Source organism: Ilyomonas limi, assembly GCF_005233845.1.
GTDB lineage: Bacteria > Bacteroidota > Bacteroidia > Chitinophagales > Chitinophagaceae > Ilyomonas > Ilyomonas limi.
Genome location: NZ_SZQL01000001.1, coordinates 346,211 through 359,204, shown reverse-complemented (window position 1 = coordinate 359,204; position 12,994 = coordinate 346,211). Strand labels below are relative to the sequence as shown.

At 41.9% G+C, this 12,994-nt stretch carries 15 protein-coding genes; 8 read left to right on the top strand and 7 right to left on the bottom strand.

Annotation, left to right across the window (positions count from 1 at the left end):
* Together FC093_RS23645 and FC093_RS01495 are read right to left on the bottom strand one after the other, a co-directional pair.
* The coding region (locus FC093_RS23645; RefSeq protein ID WP_240743145.1) for a hypothetical protein at nucleotides 1-489 on the bottom strand (489 nt) is incomplete at its 3' end.
* Between the two features lie 123 nt (nucleotides 490-612).
* Nucleotides 613-1,299, bottom strand: coding sequence for a peptidase M10 (locus FC093_RS01495; RefSeq protein ID WP_137259963.1), 687 nt, complete (start codon nucleotides 1,297-1,299; stop codon nucleotides 613-615).
* A 261-nt stretch (nucleotides 1,300-1,560) separates the two neighbouring features.
* On the opposite strand from FC093_RS01495, the gene FC093_RS01490 reads away from it, so the two are divergent.
* Nucleotides 1,561-2,271 (top strand): haloacid dehalogenase type II, encoded by a 711-nt coding sequence (locus FC093_RS01490; RefSeq protein ID WP_137259962.1) that lies wholly within the window; start codon nucleotides 1,561-1,563, stop codon nucleotides 2,269-2,271.
* 390 nt (nucleotides 2,272-2,661) lie between these two features.
* On the opposite strand, the gene FC093_RS01485 is transcribed toward FC093_RS01490, so the two are convergent.
* From FC093_RS01485 to FC093_RS01475, 3 genes are read right to left on the bottom strand one after another with little or no spacing between them, the layout of a single operon-like run.
* Nucleotides 2,662-3,450: an SDR family oxidoreductase gene (locus FC093_RS01485; protein WP_137259961.1), complete on the bottom strand. Its 789-nt coding sequence runs from the start codon at nucleotides 3,448-3,450 to the stop codon at nucleotides 2,662-2,664.
* A 3-nt stretch (nucleotides 3,451-3,453) separates the two neighbouring features.
* Entirely contained in the window at nucleotides 3,454-3,777 is a 324-nt protein-coding gene (locus FC093_RS01480; protein WP_137259960.1) for a cupin domain-containing protein, read from the bottom strand.
* 41 nt (nucleotides 3,778-3,818) lie between these two features.
* Entirely contained in the window at nucleotides 3,819-4,232 is a 414-nt protein-coding gene (locus FC093_RS01475) for a winged helix-turn-helix transcriptional regulator (protein ID WP_137259959.1), read from the bottom strand.
* A gap of 113 nt (nucleotides 4,233-4,345) precedes the next feature.
* Here FC093_RS01475 and FC093_RS01470 point away from each other — a divergent pair, with 113 nt between their 5' ends.
* The 6 genes from FC093_RS01470 to FC093_RS01445 all read left to right on the top strand — a co-directional run bounded on the left by FC093_RS01470 (nucleotide 4,346) and on the right by FC093_RS01445 (nucleotide 8,590).
* The gene (locus FC093_RS01470; protein ID WP_137259958.1) at nucleotides 4,346-4,975 is read left to right on the top strand and encodes a nitroreductase family protein; all 630 of its coding nucleotides are present in this window, start codon (nucleotides 4,346-4,348) and stop codon (nucleotides 4,973-4,975) included.
* Between the two features lie 13 nt (nucleotides 4,976-4,988).
* Nucleotides 4,989-5,558, top strand: a complete 570-nt coding sequence (locus FC093_RS01465) for a DsbA family protein (RefSeq protein ID WP_137259957.1) — start codon at nucleotides 4,989-4,991, stop codon at nucleotides 5,556-5,558.
* Nucleotides 5,559-5,580: 22 nt separating this feature from the next.
* A complete protein-coding gene (locus FC093_RS01460) occupies nucleotides 5,581-6,276 on the top strand; it encodes a DsbA family oxidoreductase (RefSeq protein WP_137259956.1) in 696 nt (231 codons plus the stop codon).
* 104 nt (nucleotides 6,277-6,380) lie between these two features.
* A complete protein-coding gene (locus FC093_RS01455; RefSeq protein WP_137259955.1) occupies nucleotides 6,381-7,100 on the top strand; it encodes a 3-ketoacyl-ACP reductase in 720 nt (239 codons plus the stop codon).
* Between the two features lie 12 nt (nucleotides 7,101-7,112).
* On the top strand, nucleotides 7,113-7,724 hold the full coding sequence (locus FC093_RS01450; RefSeq protein ID WP_137259954.1) for a short chain dehydrogenase: 612 nt from the start codon (nucleotides 7,113-7,115) through the stop codon (nucleotides 7,722-7,724).
* Between the two features lie 203 nt (nucleotides 7,725-7,927).
* The gene (locus tag FC093_RS01445; protein WP_137259953.1) at nucleotides 7,928-8,590 is read left to right on the top strand and encodes a cupin domain-containing protein; all 663 of its coding nucleotides are present in this window, start codon (nucleotides 7,928-7,930) and stop codon (nucleotides 8,588-8,590) included.
* A 464-nt stretch (nucleotides 8,591-9,054) separates the two neighbouring features.
* Here the strand turns inward: FC093_RS01445 and FC093_RS01440 are convergent, their stop codons facing one another.
* Nucleotides 9,055-11,004 carry a glycoside hydrolase family 172 protein gene (locus FC093_RS01440; protein ID WP_137259952.1) on the bottom strand — a complete coding sequence of 650 codons (1,950 nt, stop codon included), beginning with the start codon at nucleotides 11,002-11,004 and terminating at the stop codon, nucleotides 9,055-9,057.
* A 221-nt stretch (nucleotides 11,005-11,225) separates the two neighbouring features.
* On the opposite strand from FC093_RS01440, the gene FC093_RS01435 reads away from it, so the two are divergent.
* On the top strand, nucleotides 11,226-12,449 hold the full coding sequence (locus tag FC093_RS01435) for an FG-GAP repeat domain-containing protein (protein WP_206106482.1): 1,224 nt from the start codon (nucleotides 11,226-11,228) through the stop codon (nucleotides 12,447-12,449).
* A 77-nt stretch (nucleotides 12,450-12,526) separates the two neighbouring features.
* Here FC093_RS01435 and FC093_RS01430 read toward each other — a convergent pair whose 3' ends face one another.
* Complete coding sequence (locus tag FC093_RS01430) at nucleotides 12,527-12,967, bottom strand: carboxymuconolactone decarboxylase family protein (protein ID WP_137259951.1); 441 nt, start codon at nucleotides 12,965-12,967, stop codon at nucleotides 12,527-12,529.
* Nucleotides 12,968-12,994 lie beyond the last annotated feature (27 nt).

The window sequence follows — 12,994 nt, the reverse complement described above, 5'->3', positions numbered from 1 at the left end:
CGATTTTTTAACCTTATAAATCTTCAGATCGTTCCTGTTGCCCTGCGCATTGTTACCAAAATCACCAATATAAATGTAGTTATCATCCTGTGCAAGGTCTTCCCAATCTATGTTGGTAGCATTGCTTACGGTTACTTTTCTTATTATTTTCCCGGTGGAAGAATCTACAGCATACAATGCCGGTTCTCCGCCGCTATCATTATGTGTCCATACCTGATTATTCCACCAGAGCAGGCCGGATGTTTCATTCAGCTTTGTATTCAGGTTGGTGTTAAATATCGGTTTGATAGATACATCTTTATATATACAGGAGCCATCGTTTACGGTAGCAGTACTTTTATAATTTTTTGCGGCAGGATCGGGACAACCAGTTACCTGTGCATGTAATATAGTGCATGTGCACAGCAAAGCAGTACACAAAATATAGTTTTTTGCAGCAAAAAATGCAATTGTTAAATGTATGAACCAGGGTTTGTTCTCTAAAAGCATATTGTAGTTTTTAAGGTCATGTAGATTCAATTTGAAGGTTATGTAATTATATACCTTTTGCGTGGCACAAATTGTAACTTGCGATTAGTAACCGGCACTCCATAAAATAGTTAGCCAATCTTCTTATCCTTCCACCATAGGCGTATGCTCACCCCAAGGTGTTTCGCCATGATTGTAGTGAAACACATTGGTAAACTCGCCTACAATAGCTTTACCATTGTTAAACCGTAATCTTTCCAGCCTCAATAGGGCTATGTCCTCGGCAAATACTTTCCGGTACATGGGGTGCATGGTGCCGCCGGTAATGCCTGCTGGTTTGGTTGGGTCGTATTGAAACGGCGGATCTACCAATGTACCCCGTGGATACATAATGCGGGGAATGCCTTTGCCTCTGTAATCCATATCAGCAGGATGGTCGAGCCCCAGCGTATGCCCATACTCATGCGCTGCCGTAGTAGAGCCAACATATAAATTTTCAAGTTTAAAATAACCGCTGTTGCAGCCTAAACCATCTACAAAAGAAATATTGCCATGCGCATATTCTTCAATTCTGAAATAATTATTACGCGGGTCATCATTGGTGTACACTTCTATCATATCAATACCCGGGCGCCATTCTGCAGTGATGCTGAAAATTACCCTGTAAGGTATTCCTTTTATCAATACAACTGCATTTGGCTCATTCCACATCGTTTCTACTTCTGCCCGCACACGTTCGGTAATTGTTTCATCAGCCGCATTGCCGTAGGTAATAATATGCGAATGGATAACAAGTGCACGTTGATAAGTGTCTAAAGTAGCTTCCCCCATTTATTTTAATTTATTGATGCTGAAAATAGTAGTAAAGTAAGCCATTTACATCAGGTGGATGGCCAGGTAATCCAATAAACAACACAATAGCTTATTGTAATTCTGCAATGTACAATAAGTCTTATCCTGGCGAAGGACAAAGCAGCAGACTAATAAAATTTACAATACCTTACACCGGATAAGTTAGAACTACACCTCAAAAATAATTTTTCAAAAGGCACTTTTTTTGTGCAGAGCTTTAAACAGCTATAAAAAATAATTATGCAGGAAGCTAAAACTACCTCACCGGAAAAAGTCAAAATCATTGTGCTGGACGTATATGAAACGTTGCTGGATATGAGTGATATGGAGCGTAAAGTAAACAGCCTGATGGATAGCAAAAAGGGCTACCTGTTGTGGTTTGAATTATTCATGCAGTATTGCTTTGTGGATAATTGTACTGTTCAGTTCAACGATTTTATTTCAATAGCCAAGGCTACTATGCAAATGACTGCCAGCAAGCTGGATAAAAATATTGCGGAGCATGAAATAGACAGCATCTTAGAAACGCTAAAACACCTTCCGGTACACAATGGCGTACAGGAAGGGCTTTCGGCATTAAACGATGAAGGCTACCGAATTGCCGCACTCACCAACTCGCCCGAAGAAGTGGTGCGCGAACGAATGGAGCGTACCGGCTTAATTTCGTACTTTGAATGTGTACTGAGTGCCGAGCATGTAAAGAAATATAAGCCGAGTATGGAAGTGTATCGGTGGGCAGCTAAAAAAATGGATGCAAAAGAAAAAGAAATGCTTTTTGTATCGGCGCATGGATGGGATATAGCCGGCGCTGCCAACGCAGGTATGAAAACTGCTTATATGCAATCGGGCAACGAAATGCTATATCCGCTGGCACCCAAACCTGATCTGATTTGTAGCAGTTTGCTGGATCTGGCAAACCAGTTGAAGGAGGGTGAAGTAATTGGAATGTGAGTGATATGATTGAACCACATTAATATTCGGATTGTTACGTCCCCGTCATTGCGAGCGGAGCGAAGCAATCTGTGGATTGCAGTACAATCAAAATAAGTAGTTAATGTATTATTATTAGAACTTATCTCAAAAATGCTGTTTTAGACACTGGGCAATTAATTGATGAATTTCCTAATTCTTGAAACCCTTGCTAGAAGCGGGTTTTAGTATACTTTAAATTTAAGATAACTATTGAAAATTAATAGTAAAGCCATTTTTGAAATAAGTTTTAAATACTTTTACACATAATCATTAGGTTTAACACAGACCACCTGTAATAATTTAACGCAAAGCACAGATTGCTTCACTCCGCTCGCAATTACGGGAATTATATACTTATTATTTTAAGCACTACAAACATCCCGTTCTTCCGCCATCAACAGGCAAATTAATGCCGTTGATATAAGCGGCTGCCGGCGAACAAAGAAAGGCAACCGCGGCGCCAAATTCTGCCGGTTCACCTATTCTGCCAGCAGGAATAGCAGATTCATTTTTTTGAAGAATATCTTCCTTTGCTACACTCTGTTCTTTTGCTTGTTTAGAGAACAAATAATTCAGCCTGTCTGTATTGGTATAACCCGGCAACACATTGTTTACTGTAATCTCAAACCGGCTGATTTCGTTAGCTAATGTTTTAGCCCAATTAGCTACAGCCGCACGCACAAGATTGGAAATGCCCAAGCCATTAATCGGCTGTTTTACGGAAGTAGAAACAATGTTTACAATACGTCCAAAACCAGCATTTTTCATACCCGGAACAACAGCTTGCGCCAACACATGACTGCTGATAACATGCGTACGGAATGCTTTCTCTATCTCCGCAGCATCGGTGTCAATCATGGGTGCCGAAGGTGGGCCACCGGCATTGTTGATGAGTATATGAATAACATTGCCTTCGGCAATAAAAGCATTCACTTTTTCTTTCACTGCATCAGGATTGGAAAGATCCATAGCCAGATAGCTATGTTGCTGTCCTTTGGAAGTATCAAAATTGCTGACTATAGTTTGCAGTTTTTCTTCACTGCGGCTCACGGCAATTACATTGGCACCCAGCAAAGCCAGCTCGGTGGCACAGGCAAGTCCAAGCCCCTGCGAAGCGCCACACACCAGTGCAGTTTTATTAGTTAAATCAAGATTCATAGGTTAAAATTTATAGTCTTCTCTTTCGGGATAAAATACATCAAGTAGTTCGCAATGTGTAATGGCTTTGCCACCATGCATAACATACGGCGGTATTACAGCCACTTTGCCCGGCTCTATGGTTTGCGTTTCGTCCTCTACCGTTAGCTCAAAAGTACCTTTCAATACATGCGCTATCTGCTCTTGCAGGTGGGAGTGCATCGGCATTACTGCGCCAGCCTCTACTGTCCAGTACATAAAGGTCATCGTACCGGTGTGAATGGTTCTGCCATGGTAGCCGGGAATCACTTCTTTCTCGTTCAATGCTGCGGTGTCTATAAAAGGCATGCATATCAGTTTAAAAGCGCAAAGTACAGCAGTAAAAGGCGTTATTCTTCCTTATTTTTCTTACCATATTTTTTCCTTGCTTTCAATACCTCACCAACATTTTCTTCTGCCCAGATGGCTAATTGCAGCAATGGTTTCAGCAGGCTTTCGCCCAGTTCTGTCAACTGGTATTCTACCCGTGGCGGTATCTCGGGGTACAAAGTGCGCAAAACAATGCCATCTTCTTCTAGTGAGCGCAAAGTAACAGTAAGCATGCGCTGCGAGATGCCGCTGATATGGCAGCGTAGCTCATTAAAGCGCATTTTTTGATGTTGCCCCAGCAGCAGCACGGTGTACATCGTCCATTTATCGCCATAGCTTGCCATGATGTCCTTAACAGGACATACCTTTTTTTGGGTACATGCCCCCGAAAAAACAGCAGCCACCTTCTCTCTTTCTTTTGTTGTTACCGGCATTTTAATGTTTTAACAATAATTACATCAATTATTATACAAAGTTATTTACCTTCGGTTACTAAAAGTAACCAAGTAAAGTTAAAGTACTAATAATAAAAATATAGACTAAAGATATGGAATTAATCAAATCGCTCGAATGGCGATATGCATCAAAGAAGATGAATGGCAAAAAAGTATCACAGGAAAAAGTAGATAATATACTGAAAGCCATACAGCTTGCCCCTTCTTCCATGGGCTTGCAGCCTTATACTATTTTGGTAATTACCAACCCCGGAATAAAAAAGCAGATTTTACCCATTGCCAACAACCAGTCGCAGATTGTGGACAGTTCTCACCTGCTGGTGTTTGCTGCCTGGGCAGATATAACGCCCGGACAAATAGATGAATATATTGCGCATACTGCAAAAACGCGCAATGTGCCCGAAGAGACCTTAGCAGGCTTTAAAAATACCCTGTTGAACATTATTACCAAAAAAACAACAGAAGAAAACTACCAGTGGGCAGCCCGCCAGGCATATATTGCGTTCGGTACAGCTATCGCTGCTGCTGCCGAAGAAAGGGTGGATGCAACACCAATGGAAGGCTTTAACGCTACAGCCCTGGACGCGTTGTTGGGATTAAAAGAGAAAGGTCTGCGTAGTGTAACCTTGTTGCCATTGGGCTATCGGGATACGGGCAACGACTGGCTCGCCAACCTTCCTAAAGTAAGAAGACAAAGAGAAAAGCTGTTCATTCAGCACTAAAAAATAAACGGTTATGAAAAAACCAGAAATAATTGAAGTTATACCTTCAAAAAAGATAATTGTAGGCGAAGCCAAAGCACCTGTTACGCTGATGATGTTTGGCGATTATGAAAGTGAAGCTTCAGCCAAAGCAAACGAAGTAGTTAAAGAAATTTTAGCTGCTTATCCGCAGAAAGTAAAGTTCATCTTCCGACATTTTCCGCTGGTTAAAGTGCATCAAAAAGCACATAAGGCAGCCGAAGCGGCGCTTGCAGCAGCGCAGGAAGGCAAGTTTTGGGAAATGCACAATGAACTATTTGCCAACAAGCGCAACCTTGGTACTATTAGTTTAAAAAGTCATGCACGGGAAGTAGGCGTACAGTCGAAAAGGTTTTTGGATGAACTTATTAACAGCCACTACGGCGCGTACATTCAGGATGACCTTAAAGAAGGTATTGCGCTTGGCGTTAAGGATATTCCTGTGCTTTTTATCAATGGAGAACGGTTTAATAGCGAAATAACTTTTAAAAATGTGAGTGCAGCCATTAAAGCGTCGTTACAAAGTGGAAACACAAAAGGTAAAGGCACGAAAAAGGCAGCTTAAACAAAACAATAAAAACAGTATAATGAAAATAGATATTTGGTCGGATGTGGTTTGCCCGTTTTGCTATATCGGCAAACGCAAATTTGAAAAAGCCTTAGCAGGTTTTAATGTAAAAGATAACGTGGAAATTGAATGGCACAGCTTCCAGTTAGACCCCAATCTGGAATATGTTCCCGGTCAGTCGGTGCATGAATATTTAGGTAAACGAAAAGGTGCTACGGCAGCCGAAGGCAAACAAATGAATGATGCAATGACTGCTATGGCAAAAGAGGTGGGACTGGAGTATAATTTCGATCAGGCGATCGTGAACAATACATTTAATGCGCACCGGCTGCTGCATTTTGCAAAAGAAAAAGGTGTACAAAATGAAATGAAAGAACGCCTGTTCAAGGCATATTATACAGAAGGCAAAAACATTGGCGATATTGATACGCTTGCGCAATTAGCGGAAGAAGTGGGCCTGCAGGCTGAGGAAGCAAAAAAGGTATTGCAAAGCGATGCTTTTGCTCAGGATGTATTGCACGATCAGTACCAGGCACAGCAATTGGGCATTCAGGGTGTACCGTTCTTTGTATTCAACAATAAATATGGTGTATCCGGTGCACAGCCTACAGCAATATTTGCACAGGTATTGGATAAGGTGTGGGAAGAAGAAAAGCCTGCTTTAATTACCGAAGAAGGCGAAGGCTTCTGCACCGTAGATGGCACTTGTAATTAAATAAGTTAACAGATGACAGTTGATAGTTGATAGCAGGAATAAGTATCAAAAGTTACAGGAAACAGGTTTTATCATTTATTACGCTAACCAAAAGCAACGTATTCATGGAATCATTGAAAGATAAGATAGCACTGGTAACCGGTGCCGGTAAAGGAATTGGAAAAGCCATTGTGATAGCATTAGCACAAGAAGGTGCTCATGTAGGCTTAATAGCCCGCACCGAAAAAGACGTACAGGCAGTAGCAGCAGAGATTGAAGGGTTTGGTGCAAAAGCATCGTATGCCACTGCCGATGTAAGCAACAGAGAACAAATAGAAGCTGCTGTAGCCAAACTGCAAAACGATTTAGGACCAATAGATATCCTCATCAATAATGCTGGTACGGGCACCTTTGGTAAATTTCTGGAGCTGGAACCCGAAGTGTGGGAAAACCAGATTAAGATAAATGTGTTTGGTGTATATTATACCACGCGTGCAGTGCTGCCCCAAATGATGGAGCGTAAGACAGGAGACATCATCAATATTTCTTCTACTGCCGGTAAAAATGGCGCTGCCGTTACCAGTGCTTACAGTGCATCTAAGTTTGCAGTGTTTGGCCTGAGTGAAAGTTTAATGCAGGAAGTGCGTAAACACAACATCAGGGTTACGGCTTTGGCACCCAGCACCATAGTAACCGACCTGGCACAAAGTGCTAACTTAATCACCGGCGATCCCGAGCGGGTAATGCACCCGGAAGATTTTGCCGAGTTGGTGATTGCACAATTGAAACTCAACCGGCGTATGCTGGTGAAAGAAGCCACTGTTTTTTCTACTAATCCATCATAAATTACAACCAAAATGAAAATTGTTGTTATAGGCGCTACCGGCACTATAGGAAAAGCCGTTGCACAATTACTAAAAGACAAAGGGCATGAAGTAATTGAAGCTTCACGTTCTACACAGCCTGCTATTGACATTGCCGATTCAGCTTCTATTGATGCATTTTACAAGCAGGTAGGCGAAGTTGATGCTATTGTAAGTGCAGCGGGCGATGCTGTTGGCGGGCCTATTGATAAGCTAACCGACGAGCAGGTGCAGTTTAGCATTAACAGTAAATTGCAGGGACAAATTAATGTAGTACGTAAAGGTTTACCTTATTTGCGCCCGAACGGCGTATTTGTGATTACCGGTGGCTTTCTTGCTTACAAGCCCGCACCGCAGACTAGCATGTATGCCGTAGCTAATAGTGGTCTGGAAGGATTTGCAAAAGCGGTAGCGCTGGATCTTACCGCAGGTCGTCGTATTGTGATTGTACATCCACCCTGGGTGGCAGAAACGGCTGCGGCATTGGGTATGGATGCTTCACCCTGGCCAAATGCTGCTACAACTGCAGAAGCTTACCTTGCTGCTATAGAAGGAAGCGCGAACGGACAACCTGTTTTTGTAGAAGGATATGATCCTACTGCTTAATAAAAAGAAATAAAAAAGCGGCTCACATCAACAATGTGAGCCGCTTTTCATTTACCTATTAATTCAAAGGTTTACCGGAACCGTTATACATTAGAAACAGTATTTCTTATATGTATATCTTTAATTAAATTTTCTTGCCTGCTTGCTATCTCGTATTATAAAACATTCAATAGAATTCGTTAAGTTTTAAATTGCTTATTGTTATGAAGAAATATTACCTCCTTTTCCTTTTTATTGTACAAACATTACTATCTGCTGCACAGACGGTGGTACCGGTAAGAAATGAACCACGTCATCACAATGTTTTTGAAAACAACTTTGTAAGAGTCCTGGATGTACGTGTTAACCCCGGCGATACAACCGGTTTTCACAAGCATGAAACACCTTCTGTATTTATTGTATTGCATCCGGTAAAAACAGGATCGGAAGTAAAAATAGAAGAACAAAAAGCCACTGCCCTTTCACCAGATCCTTCTATCTCTTTTGAAGGCTTTTATAAATCTCCGCGCATCCACCGCGTATGGAATGAAGACACAGCACAATTTCACGTTATGGATGTAGAAATAGTAAGCAAAGGCGGGCATCCCACCGAAGCTCCTATACAGCAAGACGGCTTCAAAATGCTTTTTGATGAACAGCCGGTGCGCGGTTATCGCCTTACCTTGCCCGCAACCAATACTATTCAATTACAAAGACAAAGTCCTTTGCTCATTGTTGGGCTTACCAATGCTGCACAACCGCTAAGTATTAATAAACAATCCTTCAGCAAAGAAGGTGATTATTTGTTTATTCCGTCAGGACAGGCTGTACAAATCAGTAACAGCAATCAACAGCCCTATTCATTTGCTGTGCTGGAGATAAAGTAAATACACTGCCAACTAAATATACTTAGCATAAACAACCAGATTCCGGCTGGAGAGACACCACAGGTGTTCGGAAGATGATTTTAGAATTATAATTCCTACCTTTCTTTTTGCCTTGACGCAAAAAGAAACAAAAAAGTATGAATATATTGATGTTTTTTCAATGGTATTCATGAGAACGCTTCGCTTAGTTACTTCGTGAATAATGTTTTTCTTTGGTCGCAGTGATACCGCCATGCGGGTTCAAGGACGGCATGATCGCTCCGCGCATCCCTCCGTGCCTGCGCACCACTTACGCTAAATTGGATTTTAGATTTTGAATTCGTTTATTTGGTTAATAATAAATCCTCCGAACAGCTATGGTGAGACAGCCCTCCGTTAGAGGGCTGTAGCAGGTGTCCCTACCCGCTGAAATCTGAATTAATTTAATTGACGATGTATTAATCTTTATACTAACAAATAATCTATTACTCTCTTACTAAAATCACGCGGTTCAACGTGAATTTATTTTTGCCTTCCGGTGTTTTGAAATGAAAGGAAAATGAATTATTCAGGTTGGTGATTTGAATAGCGCAAACTTCCTGCATAGGCACCCGTTCTGTTTTATTTGCATTTGCATTCATCCAGTCTGTTAACGCTGTTTGGCGCTGCCAAAGGGAGAAATCAGCGGCATCAGGCCCCTTGTCATAATCTAAAAACATGGTATATTTTCCCTCTGGAATATCCTGCAAAGACATCTTTATCAGCGAATTTTCCTGTACCGTATAAAACATGGTTTTTGCTGATGTTGGATAAGTCCATTTTGCCTCCACATTCATAAAATTATCCATTGCAGTATAGGCTAACTGCGGAAAAATCTGGAGTGTATCGGGCATGTAAATTCTTGTATTTTCAGCATTGGGAATGATGATTTGCGTATTGGACTGGTCGCAATAGTAATAACTCACCGAGGTGTAGTCGGATGGCCAAGCGTTATGCTCCGGCCCATGCTCAATAGTTTGTAAAAACGACTTTGCAAATGGTACTTTATCACTAATATAAAACCGGTAACCGCCGGTGCGGCTCAATGGAATGGAATACGTTAGGGAACCGGAAAGTGGTAAGCTCATGGCAGCATCCCAGCGATCCAGCAATGCATACCAGCCACCATTAAAAGAATCTTCCGAGCCGGTACCATGCATACGCATCTGTCCGTCCACCACCGTTGAATCATCCCCTTCAAAAAAGCCCGTGATGCCCGGCACCAGCCCCTGCGCCTGCAATGCTACGCCTACAAAATGTCCCTTGCCGTTTGCCTGTAGTTCGGTGTACGGCTTACCTGTTGGCACAGGATTTTCGTGATTCCAGTATGCATAAAACTTACCCTCCTGTGCTGCATCCCGCTTCTGATTGGTGCTATATACGTTGCATAAAAGATTAACTGTACCGATACTTGGGTCTCCGCCGTTCGCAGAACGGTAAACCAGTTCTATTTTTGCCGATTTATCAAAAGGCATCGGGAACCAGGAATAATGCTTTTTACCATCAGCGCCTACCATCAATCCTTTCATAGACGCCTTTCCAAATGCATAGCCGAAATAATCAGCCAAAGGACAATATACCGCAGGCGTTTGCTCACCATCATAAGTAACACGGAGGTCCATATTTTTAGCCAATTCATCCAGGGCTGTAGCCGATTCTATTTCAAATCCTATAATTCGCCCGCCTGTTGTTGCTTCAAAAAGAAGTGCTGTTTGGGATGGCTTTAAAGCAATTTCTTTTGTAGCAGTAGTAAATGGTGTTTGATAAAAATCATGTACACCGGGTGTAGTCTTTGCCCACAATGTTTTGATCGTTTCCAAAGCTCCCTTTTCATCCTCCTGCAAGGGTAGTGAGAATGGCTTTACTGCTGTACCTTTTGGATATAAGTGATAGTCAATCTGGTGAAATTCGGCCCGCTTGCCGCGTAATACAATCTTACAGGAACGGGCAAAGGGAATGGGCAGATAACAATAAAAACCACCTAATTGATTGGCACAAAGCGGTGCTACAAACGGATATACTTTACCGGTAAATAAGTCGCGGTAAATAATGCTAAAAGAGGGCTTTGCATCATTATCAATATAAAAGTCGAGGCTGTCATCAGTGGGTGTAGGCGTCCAGATGCGATTGATCACGCCTGCTCCTTTTACATCCAACAACACCAATGTACTATCTGCATTGCGACGAACAAAAGAATACGTACCGTTGAATCCATCGTTGTTGCCGCCGGTGCGGTCATAGGTTGACTCCTGCCCTATATTCACGTTGGATAGATATTGAGGAAGAGCTGAAAAATCATAAAAGTTTTTCAGCAGATCTTTTAATTGTAGCTTTTGCTGTGCAAAAATGATTTGTGGTAAAAACAATCCAATAATTAAGTATCTCAAATGTTTCATGCTTGTTGTTTTATGGTGAACAATCGTTTAAAATTTGCCAGCTTTGTGCAAGCAAAATACATTATTCATCGCTATGCAACGCTGCTCAATTTATAATCAAAAGTTTATCATTGATGCGGGAAGAACATTCTGTACCATTTATTGATAATTATAGCAAAAATTGAAATTGTTCAACTGGTTTTTAATGTAGAATTTAGCAGCAACATCATCAATTGCTTGCTATGATAAAAGCTATAAAAAGTATATGCCTGCCTTATTGTGATATGCAATGTTATATTATTCTTCTTTTTATTATATCTATCATCCCTTCCTATACGGCCTGTGCACAAGGTAGTGCTGCCAAAAGCTCAACGGTGCAATTCAAAAAGCATGTGATCAGCCCGGTATTTGTGGCCGAAGGCGCTGCCGTTGGTGATGTAAACAGTGATGGTGCGTTGGATATTGTAGCCGGTAATTATTGGTTTGAAGCACCACAATGGCGGCGGCACCTGTTGCATGCCGATACGTTGAATCCTGTTCCCGGCTACAGCACTACTTTTTTAAACTTCTGCATGGATGTAAACAACGATGGCTGGGTAGATGTAATACGATTTGATGAGCCGGGCGGCATTTGTGTTTGGTACGAAAACCCCGGAAAAGATCAAAAGTTATGGACAGGGCATACGATTCTACTACATGCAGGTATTGAAACCCCGTTATTGGCAGATGTAGATAACGATGGGCGAATGGACATACTATGCAATGATGCAGCAGCCAAACAGGTCATCTGGCTAAAAGCACCCGTTGTAAAAGGAGATACAACATGGCAGCGATACGTAATCAGCCACGATAGTACGCGGGCAACAGACCGGTACACGCATGGATTGGGCTGGGGCGATGTAAATAAAGATGGCAGAAATGATGTGATTATCAAAAGCGGCTGGTGGGAATCGCCGGTAAATGTAAAAAATAGCGATTGGGCATTTCATGCTGCTAACTTGGGTGAAGACTGTGCCAATATGTTTGCGATGGATGTAGATAAAGATGGTGATCAGGATATTCTCAGCTCTTCGGCACATAATTATGGCATTTGGTGGCACGAGCAGCTAAAAGATAATGCAGGAAATATATCCTGGAAAATGCATGAAATCAGCAAACTATTTTCGCAGTCGCACGCATTGGCACTGGAGGATATAAACGGAGACGGCAACCCCGACCTGATTACCGGCAAGCGCTACCTTGCCCACCAGGATGCACATGACCCCGGCTCGCACGAGCCCGCTGTGTTATATTGGTTTGAATATATTCCGGGCAAAAACGCGCAATGGATTCCGCACCAGATAGACGATGATTCCGGCATCGGCAACCGCTTTGTAGTAATGGATATGAATGGAGATAAACTGCCGGATATTGTTGTTTCCAATAAAAAAGGGGTATTCTTTTTTGAGCAGGTGAAATCCCGCTAAAGTAATCAACTAAAAGCGTGATAAAGTAAAAAGACCGCATTATATAATGTGGTCTTTTTACTTATAGTGTTTACTTTTTATTTCACCGGCTGCAACTCTGTGGAAATGGCAATCCTGTTCCATGCATTAATGGTTACAATGGCCATGATGATTTGTGCTACCTGTTCTTTACCAAATAGCCTTTCTGCCTGCGCGTATGTTTTGTCTGATACGCCATTTGCATTAATCAGCGTTACTTCTTCTGTAAGGGCTAAAATTGCTTTTTCTTCCTCTGTGTACAGGTCTGTTTCTCTCCAGGCATTCAGCAGGTAAATGCGTTGTTCTGTTTCGCCCAGCTTACGGGCATCTTTAGTATGCATATCAATACAAAATGCACAACCGTTTATTTGGGAAGCACGGATTTTAATAAGTTCTTTTTGTGTTTTTGATAATTGCGTAGTTTGTAAATAGGCTTCCAGTGCAAACATAGCTTTGTATGCCTGTGGTTGTGTTACCTGAATGTTTACTCTTTGTTCCATAGATAAAAATTTAATGGAACAAAGCTA